The sequence below is a fragment of the Bradyrhizobium sp. HKCCYLRH2060 genome, from assembly GCF_051168135.1.
GTDB lineage: Bacteria > Pseudomonadota > Alphaproteobacteria > Rhizobiales > Xanthobacteraceae > Bradyrhizobium.
The window spans coordinates 51,892-66,960 of record NZ_JBNPUK010000009.1 but is presented as its reverse complement, the minus strand read 5'-3'; the positions used below and the strand labels follow the sequence as shown (position 1 = coordinate 66,960).

Sequence of the window (15,069 nt, the reverse complement as noted above, 5' to 3'; positions counted from 1 at the left end):
CGTCACGCTCCGTAGTTGCCGGCGCGGAAGTCCATCGCGAAGGCCGGCGAGGCCTTCCATTTGATCGACTTCGGCTTGGCGGTGAAGGTCGCGTTCTGGTGCAGCACCGTATAGGCGGGGTCCTCGCGCTCGGCGATCTCCAGCATGCGGCGGAACGCCTTCTTGCGCGCCTCGCGATCGGTCGAGGTTTCCAGGAACTCCGACAGCCGGTTGAGCTCGTCGTTGCTCCATTCGCCGACCTGCTGCTGCTGGCCGTTGGGGCCGTGCTGGGCGACCAGCGACGACACCGGATCGTTGAAGGCGGCCGAGTTCGACCAGTCGCGCACCGCGCGGGTCGGGCCGCGCTCCAGGATCTGCGACCAGTTCTCCTTGGTCTCGATCTGAACGTTGAGGCCGACCGCCTGCCACATCTCGACCAGCACCTGCGCGGTCGCGACCTGGTTGGTGTAGTAGTTGTTGAGCAGGCGATAGGGGATCGGGTCACCCTTGTAGCCGGCCTGCTTGAGCAGGTCCTGCGCCAGCTTCGGATCGAACGCCGGCACGCTCCAGTCGGCGATGAACATGTCGCCGTAGAACTCCCATTGCAGGCCCTTCGGCACCTGCGTGCGGCCGGCCCACAGGCTGTCGACGATGGCCTGGCGATCGATCGCATGGGTGAAGGCGCGGCGCACCAGGGGATTGGCGAGCTGCGGATGGTTCTTGTCGAACACGGTGAGACGGTGATTGAGGATGGTGCCGCCCTGGACCTCGAACGCCGCGTTCTTCTCGATGCCGGCGATCTGGTCCGGCGGGATGTCGCAGGCGAACTGGTATTCGCCGGACAGCAGGCCGTTGATGCGGCTCGCGACCTCCGGCACTTCCAGGAACCGGATGCGCTTCAGCGGCGGTCGGCCGCCCCAATATTCGTCATGAGCCTCGAGCGTCAGCGACACGTCGGGCTTGAACTCGACGATCTTGTAGGGACCGGTCGTGATCGGCTTGCGCGCCCAGTCGAGATAGCTCGCAGCCTCCTCCCAGCCGCGCCGGCTCATGATGTCGGAGCCGTAGCGCATCAGGCGGCCCTCGATGGTCACATCGGGCGTCGCGTTGACGAAGCGCACGGTGTATTTGTCGACGGCGTCGACGCGGACGAGGTCCGGCCACATCCGGCGCGCCACGCCGATCACGTCCGGCGGCAGCTCCTTGCCGGGGCGCGGCGTCGGGATCTTCTCGAACGCCTTGATGGTGGTGCGGCTCTTGGCTTCGCTGTCGCCGAACATGCGCTCGCGGCTGAACGAGAACACGACGTCCTCGGACGTCATCTCGTCGCCATTGTGAAACTTGACGCCCTGGCGCAGCTTCAACTCGACGGTCTGGTCGTCGATGCGCTTCCACTCGGTGGCAAGGCCGGGGACGGCTTCGAGATTGCCGCGGAAGTTCTTCGAGATCAGGCTTTCCCACAGCGACGAGTAGAACACGCGCTCGCCGACATTGGACTGCTCGCGCAGCACGTCGAGCACGTTCGAGTTGGTCACCTTCTGTACGGCGATGGTGACCGAGGGACGGTTGTCGGCTTGCGCGATCGACACGCGCGGCAGGATGAAGCTGCCGCCGATCGCGGCGCCGGCGCCGAGCAGGCCGCGGCGGGTGAGCTTGGTCATGGCAATCTCTCTGTGGTCTGAGGTCGTCTGAAAGCGCGAACGTGGTGGCTTACTGAGCCAGCTCGAGCGAGGCGAGATACGCCGCGCCGGCCTTGACATGATCGTGGTTGCGCAGCTCGAGGATCAGGCGCGGATTGGAGGTGAGGCGGGCCAGCGCGCGAAACACCGCCACCCAGCGGATGTTGCCTTCACCGGGCGCCCAGTGGCGGTCGGCATAGCCATCGGTGTCCTGGAGATGCACGTGGGTCAGCATGTCGCCGGCGGCGTCGACGTAGTAGTCGACCGGCGGTGCGCCCGTCGAATGATGCGCGTAGTTGGCATGGCCGGTGTCGAGCGAGACGCGCACCTTGCTGCTGCCCAGCGCCTTCGCCAGGCCCACGCGATCGAGCGGATCCTTGTCCTCGATGTTCTCGATCACCAGCTCGCAATTGGCCTGTTCGGCGGAAGCGATCACATCGGACAGCGTCGCCCTGACACGCTCGATCAGCGCCTCGCGGTTGTCCGGCAGCATGTCGATGTTGTTGTAGTCCCAGGTCGTGTAGGGCGAGTGGATCACCATCTGCGTGGCGCCGAGGAACTCGGCGACCTCGAGCCCCTGCAGCAGGCGCTTGGTGACGGCGCGGCGGATCATCGGATCGTGGCTGTCGATCTTGAAGCCCCAGAACGGGCCGTGGATGCCGAGCCGGCCGGTGTGGCCCGACAGCATCGACTTGATCTCGTTGGCGGTGCTGCGCCAGTCGCTGTCGAGAAGATCCGCCCGGAAGAAGTCCTGGATTTCGAGATCGCGCTGGCGTTCGAGCAGCCAGTCGCGATGCGCGGGAATGGACTTGACGGAGAGGGCGGCGCCGAGCACCGGCAGCGTGGTGGTCATGTCGAGGAAACCTTTGGCCTGCGTGAGACCCGGCAAGCGCTAGCGGAGTTCGATGACGCTCCCATGAAGGGCTGTGGAGGACGACCGCGACATGTTGTGCCTGCGCCTGCACGAAGCCGGCCAGCAGATCAATCCCTGGGGTAGTCGCGCATTCGTCGCTGCTACTTGACGTAGCCGCGGGAATTGCAACAATGCGGCGAAAACGGGGAATTGGGATGACGGTGCGGCGGGCGATCCTTGGAACGGTACTTTCACTTCTGGCGCTGACGGCGATATCTGCGTTGAACGAGACTGCGCATGCGAAGGGGCCCTACGGCTCCGTCTCCGTGGCCGGTTGGTCGGGCGGCGCCTACACCGACGACAACACCGGGAAGTTCTCGAGCTGCATCGCATCCGCCAGCTACAAGAGCGGCATCAATTTCGGCGTTCTCGCGCTGCCGACCTACAACTGGGCTCTCGCCTTCATCCATCCTGGCTGGTCGCTCTCGCAGGGGCAGAAGTTTCCCATCGTGCTCAGCTTCGACGGGCGCAATTCCTACAATGTCGAGGGCTCGGTGTGGTCGGCCAACATGGTCGTCGTGCCGATGCCGAACGACTCCAGCCTGATCAAATCGTTCAGGGCGGCTCGGACGATGTCGGCCTTCGCGCAGGGCAACCTGTTCCAGTTCGATCTGAACGGCACGTCGGTGCTGCTGCCGTCGCTGGCGAATTGCGTGCGCATGATCAATGCCGGCGGATTGGCGGCAGCGACGAATTTCACGGTGCAGCCCGGTGCTCACTCGGCGCAGCGTCAGGCAGCTCCTGCCGGCGCCGCGCCCGCCGCAACCGCCAGCACGCAGCCGTCACGTGCCGCGGAGGATTCTCCCGAGCTGCAGTTGGAAGCGATGCAGATCGCCTCCAACTTCATCCTCAAGGCCTCGCTGTCGCATCCGGCGATTCTGGGCGGAGGCGAGCGGCCGGTGTGGCTGACATCGGGCGGGGTCGCCTGGAAGGCGGACAACGCCACCGGCTTCGTTCGGATCGTGCCGCCACAGCGCAATGTCGACGGCCTGGAAGTCGCTGCCACGATCATCGGCAACGACGCGCGCGACTGCAAGGGCAAGTTCATCTCGGCGCGCAACAGCGAGCTGGTCGACAGCGCCGTGGTGTTCCGCGGCATGTCCTCCTGCGAGGACAGCGAGAAGTCGGATATCGCCGAATACTTCATCTTCCCGCGCAAGGCCGGCGGCTTCGTGCTGTTCTCGGTGGTCACGCCCACCAGGCCGGTCGGTGGCGGCGGTGGCCAGCAGCTGCAGACGCGCGAGGAGGCCAACGCCAATTTCCGCAAGGCGGCCTACACCTCGATCGGCAAGTAGGCCACTTCCTGTCGCGGAGCCGTCAGCGGCTCACCCTCGCGCCCGCTTCGGCCGCCTGATCGCGCGCACCTTGCCGCTGTCGCCGCCGCCGCAATACAGGGTCTCTTCGCCGTCGGATTCCATGCCGGAGACGCCGGTGCCGGCGGGCATGTCGAGCTGGTCGAGCACCTCGCCGGTGGCGGGATCGATGCGCCTGATGTCGCTGACGTCGTCCTCCCAGGTGCCGTGCCAGAGCTCGCCGTCGACCCAGGTGACGCCGGTGACGAAGCGCGTGCACGGAATGCTGCGCAGGATCTTTCCGGTCGCAGGGTCGATCTGGTGGATCTTGCGATCGCGATAGGCGCCGACCCAGAGCGATCCCTCCGCCCAGGCAAGTCCGGAGTCGCCGCCACCCGAGGGCGCCGGGATGGTCGCGAGCACGCGGCCGTCGTCGGGATCGACCTTGTGAATGCGATCTTCCGCGATCTGATAGAGATGCCGGCCATCGAACGCCGTGCCGGCGTGAGAGGGGAGATCGATGGACGTCCGCACCGTGCCGTCGGCGGGATCGAACGCCTTGATGCTGCTGCCGGTCGCGATCCACACCTGCCGGCCGTCATAGCTGACGCCGTTGACGCGCTCGGCGCCGTCGAAGGGGCCGTACTCGCGAGTGATCTCCGCGGCTGCTCGTGTCATGTCTGCCATCCTCTGCTTCCGATGGACCCACGCTAGTCGAGCGACGACCACGCGGGGAGTAACAACGCCGTCGCGAATTCCGGCACGACCGGACAGGTCCAGCGTTGCGCGCGGCCGCGGCCGAACGACTGCACCTTCCCAGACGATGCGAGTTCGTCGAGGGCACGCTGCACCGTTCGCTGGCTTGCGCCCAGCGCCAGCGCGAGGCCGGAGCTCGACCAGGCCTCGCCATCGGCAAGGCAGGCGAGCACGGTGGCGTTGTCGTCCTCGATCGGCTGCGCCAGCACGACGACCTCGCGATCGTCACACGGCACCAGGGCGAAGCCGTCGCGCGTGGCATGGATCTCGGCGAGGCCTTGGAGCAACTGGCGCAGCCGTCCGATCTCGACGCGCAGGCGCGCGCGGTGCGACTCGTCAGCCTGCTTGCCGCGGAACGCGTGCGCGATCAGCTCTGCCCGCGGCACATCATCGGGTACCCCCTCGGCCAGCCGCCGGACGAGTGTAAACAGCACCGGCCGCCGCGCCAGCGGCACGATCCGGCTCCCCAGGCGTACCGCCAGGCGGCAGGCATCGATGATCAACCGGTCTGAGCGGAGCAGCGCCTCGACGTCGTCGAGCTGCAGCAGGCGTTCCTCGCCGCGCTGGATCATCCGCGCGGCCGGTGCCGACAACGCCGACGAGGCCCGCCCGATCTCGGCCTGGAGCTCGGGTATGCGGGCCTGCCGCGCCGACCGCGCTGCGCGTTCGAGCGCCGATCGCGCGGCCTTCGTTTGCAGCCGGCGCAAGGCCAGTCCGGCCACGATCAGTTCGTAGATCGTGCGAGCCGCCGGCAGCAGCGGCGAGGGATCGAGCTCGGCGAGGCCACGCTCGGCGTCATCGAGGTGCCCGACCAGCACCATGCGCCTGATCTCGAGGCTGCGCGCATAGGCAGCGTTGGCGCGGTCGCCGTGCTGCTCCAGGGTCTCGCGCGCGGCCGCGAGCGACTTCGTCGGCCAGCCGAGGTCGCGCGCTGCAAGGGCGATCTCGGCCTCGGCGACGGCGCAGCGGGCGCGGGCCAGAACCGCCTTGGGACCGAAGCTTCGCGCGGCCTGCCGGAGCAGCGCCTTCGCGCGCCCGAAATCGCCAAGCCGCGCCATCGCGATGCCGCGCAGCGCCAGCGCCGGGGGATCATCGCGCAACGCGACCCGGTTCAATGCGCCGAGCGGATCGCCCGCGGCGAGCGCCTGCGCCGCCGCCGAGATCAGCGAGTCCATGCAAATCCCGCCATACTTGTCACTCCCGGTCGCTCTCCTGCCGATCCTAGTCTGAGCTGCGGTCAACACGCAAAAAGGATGACGACCATGACCATGCATATCACCGGAACGCGCGAAGATTGGTTGAAGGCCCGGCTCGACCTGCTGCAAGCCGAGAAGGAACTCACCCGCCGCAGCGACGAGGTGGCGGAACGCCGCCAGGCCCTGCCATGGGTGCGCGTCGACAAGGCCTATCGCTTCGACACCGAGGACGGGCCGGCGACGCTGCCAGACCTATTCAAGGGCCGCTCGCAGCTGCTCGTCTATCACTTCATGTTCGGCCCCGATTTCCAGGTCGGCTGCCCATCCTGCTCGATGATCGCCGATGGCTTCAACGGCTTCCAGGTCCATCTCGCCAATCACGACGTGATGCTGTGGGCGGTGTCGCGCGCACCATTGGCGAAACTGAAAGCCTACAAGGCGCGCATGGGCTGGAGCTTCCCCTGGGCGTCATCGGCGAGCAGCGACTTCAATTTCGACTTCAACGTCGCGATCACAGAGGAGCAGCAGCGCCAGGGCGGCAGCGAGTACAATTATCGCACCAGTCCCCCGCTCGGGGCGTCCGATGTGCCGGCGATGGTGGCGGAGATTGCCGCCGGCGCCGGGACCGACGGCGCGACCTTCATGCGCGACCGGCCGGGCATGAGCGCCTTCGTCCTCGAGGATGGTGTCGTCTATCACACCTATTCGAGCTATGCCCGCGGCCTCGACGGCCTCTGGGGCGCCTATCAATGGCTCGATCGCGCGCCCAAGGGGCGCAACGAGCAGGGCGTCTGGTGGCGGCGCCACGACGAATACGGCACACGCTAAGGAGCAGAGCCATGGCGTTCTTCCCGACCAGGATGCGCGTGATGCCCGACATCGCCAATGGTCTCCGCTACGCTGCGGCGCCGACCTTCGCGCTGATGGCGGTGCTGAACGCCATGGCCCGCGACGGCCGATCAGATGTGATCTGCTCGGCCATGCCGGCGGGTGCGCCGCTCGGCGACATGACCGTGATGTATCTCCTGATGAGCGCGTTCCATCTGGTGCCGTGGGTGAGGCGGATGCGGCGGTGGATCACGCGGGCGCGCTCGGAGGAGGTTCGTGCGCGGCAGGCTGCGAGTTAGTTGTCGAACAGCTCTGCTTGCCGAGAGAGACCCCTCACCCGAGCGAGCCCGCGGATCGGCCGGCGATGCCCTCTCCCACAAGGGGCGAGGGCGCTGCATTGGACAGTCTTGTCGCAGCGATCATTGGAAATCAAAACTCTCGGTTTGAGCCAGCGTGGTGCCAATTACTGCGCCCTCGCCCCTTGTGGGAGAGGGCATGTAGGAAAGATCGGCAAGCTCGGTTGGGTGAGGGGTCTGTCTCCGCACGCTTCGCTGCAGAGAGAGCGTTGAGCTCACCAACAACAGCGGCGCGACCTCACGCCTCCGCCGCCACCTTCAGCGCTTCCGCGCGAATTTCTTCCACCAGCCGCTCCTTGAGCGCTACGAATTCCGGCGAGGTCTTGACCTTGTAGGAGCGCGGATGCGGCAGCTCGATCTTGATGTCGGCCTTGATGCGGCCGGGCCGCGCGCTCATCACCAGCACGCGGCTGCCAAGGAAGATCGCCTCCTCGATGTCGTGGGTCACGAACAGCACCGTCTTCTGGTCGCGCTCCCAGATGCCGAGCAGCATCTCCTGCATCAGCACGCGCGTCTGGTTGTCGAGCGCACCGAACGGCTCGTCGAGCAGCAGGATCTTCGGATCATTGGCGAGCGCGCGGGCGATCGCGCAGCGCTGCTGCATGCCGCCGGAGAGCTGCTTGGGCCAGTGGTTCTCAAAACCCTTGAGGCCGATCTGCTGGATGAAGCGGTCGGCGATCGCGTTGCGTTCACTCTCCGGCACGCCGCGTTCGCGCAGGCCAAAGGCGATGTTTTCGCGCACGGTGAGCCAGGGAAACAGCGTGTAGGACTGGAACACCATGCCGCGATCGGCGCCGGGCCCTGTCACTTCACGGCCATCGAGCAGCACCTTGCCGCTGGTCGGATGATCGAGCCCGGCGACGATGCGCAGCAAGGTCGACTTGCCGCAGCCGGAGGGCCCCAGGATCGTGACGAAGTCGTTGTTGCCGATCGTGAGTTCGACCGGCTCCAGCGCGCGCGTCGGCGCATGTCCCTGGCGGGCCGGAAAGATGCGCGTGACGTTGTCGATGACGAGCGTGGTCATGCCAGCTTCCACGGGAACAGCCAGGCGTTGAACGCCTTGAACAGGAAGTCCGAGATCAGCCCGATCAGGCCGATGACGATGATGCCGAAGATGATCTGCCCGGTGTTGAGCAGCGCCTGGCTGTCGGTGATCATGTGGCCGATGCCGGAGGACGAGCCGATCAGCTCGGCGACGATGACGTAGGTCCAGGCCCAGCCCAGCACGAGCCGCAGGATCTCGGCGATCTCAGGGGCCGCTGACGGCAGCAGCACCCGGCCGATGATGCCGCGATCGCTGGCACCGAGCGTATAGGCGGCTTCGACGAGATCGCGCCGCGTGTTGCCGACGGTCACCGTGATCATCAGGATGATCTGGAACACCGAGCCGATGAAGATGATCAGCAGCTTCTGCAGTTCGCCGATGCCGGCCCACAGGATCAGCAGCGGAATGAAGGCCGATGCCGGCAGATAGCGGGCGAACGAGACGAACGGCTCCAGGAACGCCTCGACCGGCTTGTAGGCGCCCATGAGCAGGCCCAGCGGAACGGCGATCACGGCCGCTAGCACGAAGCCGCCGACGACGCGCCAGACCGTCATGCCGATATCGTAGAGGAAGCCGAACTTGACCAGCAGATCCCAGCCCTCGTGCAGCATGGTCAAGGGATCGGCCAGGAAGGTCTTCGGCACGTAGCCGCCGAACGTCGCCAACGCCCACGCCGCGACGAACACGACGAAAAAGGCGAGGCCGAGCGCTGTTCTGGACCGGGCGCTGACGGGATCGAGAGGACGGATCACGGATCGGGCTTTCGGGTTGGATGCGGCCCGCGAGGTGACGCGGGCTGCGGATGGTGACCTCGAATGAGTGGGCTCAGGGGGCGGCGCCAATGCTGCGCACGATGCATCAAGCTCGTCATTGCGAGGAGCGAAGCCGACGAAGCAATCCAGGGTCTCACCCTGGGCCCAGGATTGCTTCCGCCTTCGCTCTACGAGCTTCGGCGGACACGTCGCTTCGCTCGCAATGACGAAGTCACCCAGATCGCGCTTCGAGTCTACTTGATGAAGCTCGCATCATAGAGATCCTCGATCTTCGGGATCTGCTTGATGATGCCGACCTCGAGCAGGAGCTCGGCCGCGTCCTTGTTGAAGGTCTTGAACTCGGTCTCGAAGAACTTCTGGCTCGCAGCCTTGTCCTGCCAGCGCAGATATTTGGCGGAATTGCCGAACTGATCGGCCGTCTGCTTCACGTCCGCGCCCATGATCTCATAGGCCTTGGCCTGGTCCTTGGCGATCAGGTCGAGCGCCTCGAAATAGCTGTCGGCGAGCGCCTTGGCGGCCTTCGGGTTCTCGGACAGGAATTTCGGCGTGCAGCCGAACGTGTCCATCACCATCGGATAGTCGAGCGTGGTGGCGATGATCTTGCCCTTGTCGGGGGCGGCGCGGACCGTCGAGAGATACGGCTCGTAGGTCATCGCGGCGTCGTTCTGGCCGGCGACGAAAGCCTGCGCGGCCGGGCCCGGCTCCATGTTGACGACGGTGACGTCCTTGATGCTCAGGCCGTTCTTCTTGAGCATCCAGGCCAGCCCGAAATAGGGCGAGGTGCCCGGCGCCGATGCTGCCACCGTCTTGCCCTTCAGGTCCTTGATCGAGGCGATGTCGTTGCGTACGGCCATGCCGTCGGCGCCGTAGCTCTTGTCGAGCTGGAAGATCTGCTTGGTGGCGACCCCGTTGGCGTTCCAGGAGATCCAGGTCTCGACCGTCGTCGCCGCGCACTGCACGTCGCCGGCGGCAATGGCGAGGTGGCGATCCTTCTGCGGGATCTTCTTGATGGTGACGTCGAGCCCGTTCTTCTTGAAGATGCCGGCCTCCTTCGCCAGCGTCAGCGGCGCGAAACCGGTCCAGCCGGAAATGCCGACGCCGACCTTGACGTCGTCGGCGTAGGCGGTCGTCGAGGCCAGGAGCGCGGCCGTTACTGCGAGAAGCCCTAGTCTGCGCATCGTCATCGTCCTTTGCTGTGGGAGGAAGCTTGTCGTGCGGCTCGCAGCCGTGATGGCTGCGATCTCCGCTTGTCTTTGCATGCGTGCTTGCAAATCCCATGCTCAGATCGGGCGCGCATGAGCCGTCTCATTCGCTGCCCCTGAATCGTGCTACCAGGCGGTGCTGCTCGCCGGGATAGATCAGCCTGACAGCCGTGAGCGGCTGCCCCTTGCGCCAGGTGTGGCGCTCGATCACTAGGCAGGGTGCGCCGGTCGCGATGTCGAGACCTTCGGCAATTGTATCGTCGGCGACGATGGCGCTGATCGCGTGCTCAGCCTCGGTCCAGGGCACGTGATGCAGCAGCCATGAGCCTGGCGGATCGATCTTGAAGTCGGCCTTGGCCGCATCGGGCACCGCGTCGAGATCGATCAGGCGATCCTCGATTGCGAACGGGACGTTGTCGGCGCTGTGCCGGCAGCGGATCGCAATCACCTTGCACGGTTTCTTGACGCCGAGCCGCTCGCGATCGGCCGCATTGGCCGTGCGGCGGGTCGAGGAGATCAACTGATAGCCGTAGGCGCGGCCGAGCGCGCCGATCTCGGCGCGGATGTCGGGGATCTTCAGCACCGCCGACAGGAATTGCGGGCGCCGCACGAACGTGCCGGCGCGACGTCGTCGCTCGATCAGGTCGGCCTGGGCGAGCTCTGAGAGCGCCTTGTTCACGGTCATGCGCGAGCAGCCGTAGCGCGCCATGATCTCGTGCTCGAACGGGATACGATGTCCGGGCGGCCATTCGCCGGTGAGGATGCGGCGCTCGATGTCCTGGCGGATCGTCTTGTAGAGCGTGCCGGCGCCCGGCTTGACGCGATCCTCGGCGAGGCTCATGCGAGCAGCCTCCGCACCGCCGTGTTGAAGCCGCGCCGGGCGGCCTCGCGCGAACGATGATGGCCGCCCTGGACGACCTTGGCGCCGCTCGCCCAGACACAGTCGATGGCGTCGTGCGATGTCGCGAAGATCCAGCCGTCGAGCAGCGCATCCTGCGTCCGCCCTGCGAGCGACGGATGCGACAGATCGAGCGTGACGATATCGGCACGGCCTCCGACCTGGAGCCCGGCGTTGGATTGCGCCAGCGCCTGAGCGCCGCCGGCGAGAGCGGCATCAAACAGCGTTCGGCCCGTCGACGCATGCGGGCCCGACGTCAGCACGTTGCGCTCGCGATGCGTCAGCCGCTGACCGTATTCGAGCTGGCGCAACTCGTCGCTGACGCCGACCAGCACGTTCGAGTCAGTGCCCACGCCAATGCGCCCGTGCGCGCGCAGATAGTCGCGCGCCGGGAAGATGCCGTCGCCGAGGCTGGCTTCGGTGATCGGGCAAAGGCCGGCCGTCGCGCCGCTCCGCGCGAGCGCCGCCGTTTCGTCGGCCGTCATGTGCGTGGCGTGGATCAGGCACCAGCGCGCATCGACGGTGTGGTGATCGAGCAGCCATTGCACCGGACGCCGGCTCGACCAGGCGAGGCATTCCTCGACCTCTTTGACCTGCTCGGCGGCATGGATGTGGATCGGGCCGCCGTCCGCGAGCGGCAGCAGGGCCATCAACTCATCCGGTGCGACAGCGCGCAGGCTGTGCGGCGCGATGCCGAGATTGGCGCCGGGGAGCGCGCTGATCGCCTTGCGGGAGGCCGTCAGCAGCTTTGCGAACTGATCGACATCGCAGATGAAGCGCCGCTGGCCATCATGCGGCGCCGCGCCGCCGAAGCCGCCATGCGCGTAGAAGCTCGGCAGCAGCGTGAGGCCGATGCCGGATGTCTGCGCCGCCGCGGCGATGCGCACCGCCATCTCGGCGATATCGGCGTAGGGCGTTCCGTCGCGATCGTGGTGGAGATAATGGAATTCGCCGACCCGCGTGAAGCCGCGCTCGAGCATCTCGACATAGAGCAGCGTCGCGACCGCCTCGACATCCTCGGGACGCATCGACAGCGCGAAACGGTACATCGTCTCGCGCCACGTCCAGAACGTATCGGTTGAGCGGCCACTGATCTCGGCGAGCCCCGCCATGCCGCGCTGGAACGCGTGGCTGTGCAGGCTGGCGATGCCGGGGATCGCGACCTCATGTTGTTCGTCGTCGGAGGTCGGAGGGACGCCCGCGGAGACTGACGTGATCGCGCCGTTGCTGATGACGACCTGCACGTCCTCGGCCCATCCCGTGGGCAGAAGCGCGGATGCGAAGTGCAGTGACGCCATGATCGAAAGCCCGCTGGACAGAACGGCGGAAGCGAGTTTATGTATAGACATATCGCCCGTCAAGCTTTCGTGAAGGTGGGAGACAGCAGCATGGCCGAGCGCTTTGATCGGATCTGGCACAATGCGCGGCTGGCAACGCTGCGCGAGAGCGCGGCTGGTCTTGGCGTGATCGAGCAGGGCGTGGTCGCTGCCCGCGACGGCCGCATCGTCTTTGCTGGTCCGCAATCGGATTTCCCGGCCGATGCCGACGCGCCCGAGCAGATCGACTGCGATGGCCGCTGGATCACGCCAGGCCTCGTCGACTGCCACACGCATCTTATTTATGGCGGCGACCGCGCCCATGAGTTCGAGCTAAGACTGGCCGGTGCGAGCTACGAGGAAATCGCGCGTGCGGGCGGTGGCATCGTGTCCACGGTGGCGGCGACGCGCGCCGCCAGCGAGGAAGGCCTGATCGCCAGCGCCCTGCCGCGGCTCGATGCGCTGCTCGCCGAGGGCGTCACCACGATCGAGATCAAGTCCGGCTATGGCCTGGAGACCGCGACCGAGCTGCGGCAATTGTCCGCAGCCCGTGCGCTCGGCGTCAAGCGGCCCGTCGCCGTACGCACCAGCTTTCTCGGCGCACATGCGTTGCCGGTCGAAGCCGATGGCGACAAGGATCGCTACATCGATCTCGTCTGCAACGACATGCTGCCGACCGTGGCAAAGTCAGGCCTCGCCGATGCGGTCGACGCATTCATGGAGAACATTGCGTTCTCGGCCGCGCAGACCTCGCGCGTGTTCGCGACCGCCAAGGCGCTTGGCCTGCGGGTCAAGCTGCATGCCGACCAGCTCTCGAACCTCGGCGGCGCCGTGCTCGCGGCCGAGTTCGGCGCGCTGTCCGCCGATCATCTCGAGCATACCGACGAGGCTGGTGCCGCGGCGATGGCTCGGGCCGGCACGGTCGGCGTGCTGCTGCCGGGCGCGTTCTATTTCATCCGCGAGACGCAGAGGCCACCGGTCGATCTGTTCCGCAAGCATGGCGCGAAGCTCGCCCTCGCGACCGACTGCAATCCCGGCTCGTCGCCGCTGACATCCTTGTTGTTGGCGATGAACATGGCGGCGACGCTGTTCCGGATGACCGTCGACGAATGCATCGCCGGCGTGACGCGTGAAGGCGCGCGTGCCTTGGGCGTATTGGGCGAGACCGGCACGCTCGAAGCCGGCAAGTGGTGCGATCTGGCGATCTGGGACATCGGCCGTCCCGCGGAGCTCGTCTATCGCATGGGCTTCAATCCCCTTCATCAGCGCGTCTGGAGAGGGCAATGAGCACGATCGTTGCGACGCCCGGCCGCGTCGGCCTCGACGACCTCGCGCACGTCTACGCGGGCGCGCCGCTTGCGCTCGATCCGTCCTATTGGCCGCGCGTTGACGCTGCCGCGGCCATCGTCGCCAAGGCGGCGCAGGGCGCCGAGCCGGTCTATGGTATCAACACCGGTTTTGGCAAACTCGCCTCGAAACGCATCCCGCCGGAGCAGACCGCACAGCTCCAGCGCAACCTGATCCTGTCGCATTGCTGTGGTGTCGGGCCCGCCACGCCAGAGCCGGTCGTGCGGCTGATGATAGCGCTTAAGATCATCTCGCTCGGCCGCGGCGCCTCTGGCGTGCGCCGCGAGATCATCGAGCAATTGCAGGCGATGCTGGCGCAGGGTGTGTGTCCGTTTGTGCCACAGCAGGGCTCGGTCGGTGCGTCAGGCGATCTCGCGCCGCTCGCGCATATGACGGCGGTCATGATCGGGGAAGGCCAGGCCGTTCTTGACGGCCGGCTGGTGCCCGGGCGCGAGGCGCTCGCGTGTGCCGGACTTGCGCCGCTCACGCTCGGACCGAAGGAAGGGCTCGCGCTCATCAACGGCACGCAGTTCTCGACGGCCTATGCGCTCGCCGGCCTTTTCCGCGCGCATGATCTGCTCGACGCGGCGCTGGTGACGGGCGCGCTGTCGGTCGATGCCGCGATGGCCTCGACCGCGCCGTTTCGTCCCGAGATCCAGGCGCTGCGCGGCCATCCCGGGCAGATCGCGGCTGGCCGCGTTCTGACCGTGCTGCTCGACGGCAGCGATATCCGCTTATCGCATCTCGAAGGCGACGAGCGCGTGCAGGATCCGTATTGCCTGCGGTGCCAGCCGCAGGTCGCCGGCGCGGCGCTCGATCTGCTCACCCAGGCGGCGCGCACGCTCGTCACTGAAGCCAACGCCGTCACCGACAATCCGCTGGTGCTGGTCGAGACCGGCGAGATCATCTCGGGCGGTAATTTCCACGCCGAGCCGGTGGCGTTTGCCGCCGATCAGATCGCGCTGGCGCTGTCCGAGCTCGGCGCGATCAGCGAGCGGCGCATCGCGACGCTGGTCGACCCCGCGCTGAATTTCGGCCTGCCGCCGTTCCTGACGCCGGAGCCCGGACTCAATTCCGGTTTCATGATCGCGGAGGTGACGGCGGCAGCGCTATTTGCCGAGAACAAGCAGCGTGCGCTGCCCTGCTCGATCGACTCCACGCCGACCAGTGCCAATCAGGAAGATCACGTCTCGATGGCCGCGCACGCGGCGCGGCGGCTGCACGACATGGCAGACAATCTCGCTGCGATCATCGGCATCGAGCTGCTCGTCGCCGCCCAAGGCATCGAGCTGCGAGCGCCGCACAGTACCAGCGCGGCGCTGTCTGCTGTCATTGCCGCGCTTCGCGCGCATGTGCCGGCGCTGGAGCACGACCGCTACATGGCCGACGATCTCGCCAAGGCCGCCGCGCTTGTCAGCGGCGGTGTGCTGGCCGGGGTTGCGACGCATGCACTCGGACGCGATCCGTTCCCCAAGCTTGGATGAGAGGG

Annotated in this window: 14 protein-coding genes; 5 read left to right on the top strand and 9 right to left on the bottom strand. The window is 66.6% G+C overall.

Features of this window, described 5'->3' with window-relative positions; all coding sequences use genetic code 11:
• Window positions 1-2 precede the first annotated feature (2 nt).
• Both ACQR10_RS18545 and ACQR10_RS18540 read right to left on the bottom strand, forming a co-directional pair.
• Window positions 3-1,640: an ABC transporter substrate-binding protein gene (locus ACQR10_RS18545; protein WP_434848657.1), complete on the bottom strand. Its 1,638-nt coding sequence runs from the start codon at window positions 1,638-1,640 to the stop codon at window positions 3-5.
• Window positions 1,641-1,689: 49 nt separating this feature from the next.
• Window positions 1,690-2,511 carry a sugar phosphate isomerase/epimerase family protein gene (locus ACQR10_RS18540; protein WP_316182448.1) on the bottom strand — a complete coding sequence of 274 codons (822 nt, stop codon included), beginning with the start codon at window positions 2,509-2,511 and terminating at the stop codon, window positions 1,690-1,692.
• 215 nt (window positions 2,512-2,726) lie between these two features.
• On the opposite strand from ACQR10_RS18540, the gene ACQR10_RS18535 reads away from it, so the two are divergent.
• Window positions 2,727-3,866 carry a hypothetical protein gene (locus ACQR10_RS18535; protein ID WP_316237543.1) on the top strand — a complete coding sequence of 380 codons (1,140 nt, stop codon included), beginning with the start codon at window positions 2,727-2,729 and terminating at the stop codon, window positions 3,864-3,866.
• A 30-nt stretch (window positions 3,867-3,896) separates the two neighbouring features.
• Here ACQR10_RS18535 and ACQR10_RS18530 read toward each other — a convergent pair whose 3' ends face one another.
• Window positions 3,897-4,541, bottom strand: coding sequence for a Vgb family protein (locus ACQR10_RS18530; protein ID WP_315803417.1), 645 nt, complete (start codon window positions 4,539-4,541; stop codon window positions 3,897-3,899).
• Window positions 4,542-4,573: 32 nt separating this feature from the next.
• Entirely contained in the window at window positions 4,574-5,794 is a 1,221-nt protein-coding gene (locus ACQR10_RS18525) for a helix-turn-helix domain-containing protein (protein ID WP_316217548.1), read from the bottom strand.
• Between the two features lie 87 nt (window positions 5,795-5,881).
• On the opposite strand from ACQR10_RS18525, the gene ACQR10_RS18520 reads away from it, so the two are divergent.
• Both ACQR10_RS18520 and ACQR10_RS18515 read left to right on the top strand, forming a co-directional pair.
• Window positions 5,882-6,643, top strand: coding sequence for a DUF899 domain-containing protein (locus ACQR10_RS18520; RefSeq protein ID WP_316217424.1), 762 nt, complete (start codon window positions 5,882-5,884; stop codon window positions 6,641-6,643).
• A gap of 11 nt (window positions 6,644-6,654) precedes the next feature.
• The gene (locus ACQR10_RS18515; protein ID WP_316217423.1) at window positions 6,655-6,942 is read left to right on the top strand and encodes a hypothetical protein; all 288 of its coding nucleotides are present in this window, start codon (window positions 6,655-6,657) and stop codon (window positions 6,940-6,942) included.
• 295 nt (window positions 6,943-7,237) lie between these two features.
• Here ACQR10_RS18515 and ACQR10_RS18510 read toward each other — a convergent pair whose 3' ends face one another.
• The 5 genes from ACQR10_RS18510 to ACQR10_RS18490 form a co-directional block, all read right to left on the bottom strand.
• Window positions 7,238-8,023: an ABC transporter ATP-binding protein gene (locus ACQR10_RS18510; RefSeq protein WP_315803421.1), complete on the bottom strand. Its 786-nt coding sequence runs from the start codon at window positions 8,021-8,023 to the stop codon at window positions 7,238-7,240.
• Window positions 8,020-8,793, bottom strand: a complete 774-nt coding sequence (locus ACQR10_RS18505) for an ABC transporter permease (protein WP_316217547.1) — start codon at window positions 8,791-8,793, stop codon at window positions 8,020-8,022. Before ACQR10_RS18505 ends, ACQR10_RS18510 begins: the two co-directional genes overlap by 4 nt.
• A 257-nt stretch (window positions 8,794-9,050) precedes the next feature.
• Window positions 9,051-9,995 carry an ABC transporter substrate-binding protein gene (locus ACQR10_RS18500; protein WP_316217422.1) on the bottom strand — a complete coding sequence of 315 codons (945 nt, stop codon included), beginning with the start codon at window positions 9,993-9,995 and terminating at the stop codon, window positions 9,051-9,053.
• A 127-nt stretch (window positions 9,996-10,122) separates the two neighbouring features.
• Window positions 10,123-10,860 (bottom strand): histidine utilization repressor, encoded by a 738-nt coding sequence (gene hutC / locus ACQR10_RS18495; RefSeq protein ID WP_315803423.1) that lies wholly within the window; start codon window positions 10,858-10,860, stop codon window positions 10,123-10,125.
• Window positions 10,857-12,215: a formimidoylglutamate deiminase gene (locus ACQR10_RS18490; protein WP_316217421.1), complete on the bottom strand. Its 1,359-nt coding sequence runs from the start codon at window positions 12,213-12,215 to the stop codon at window positions 10,857-10,859. Before ACQR10_RS18490 ends, hutC begins: the two co-directional genes overlap by 4 nt.
• 90 nt (window positions 12,216-12,305) lie before the next feature.
• Here ACQR10_RS18490 and hutI point away from each other — a divergent pair, with 90 nt between their 5' ends.
• Together hutI and hutH are read left to right on the top strand one after the other, a co-directional pair.
• Window positions 12,306-13,520 (top strand): imidazolonepropionase, encoded by a 1,215-nt coding sequence (gene hutI, locus ACQR10_RS18485; RefSeq protein ID WP_316217420.1) that lies wholly within the window; start codon window positions 12,306-12,308, stop codon window positions 13,518-13,520.
• A complete protein-coding gene (gene hutH, locus ACQR10_RS18480) occupies window positions 13,517-15,064 on the top strand; it encodes a histidine ammonia-lyase (RefSeq protein WP_316217419.1) in 1,548 nt (515 codons plus the stop codon). Before hutI ends, hutH begins: the two co-directional genes overlap by 4 nt.
• Window positions 15,065-15,069: the final 5 nt, after the last annotated feature.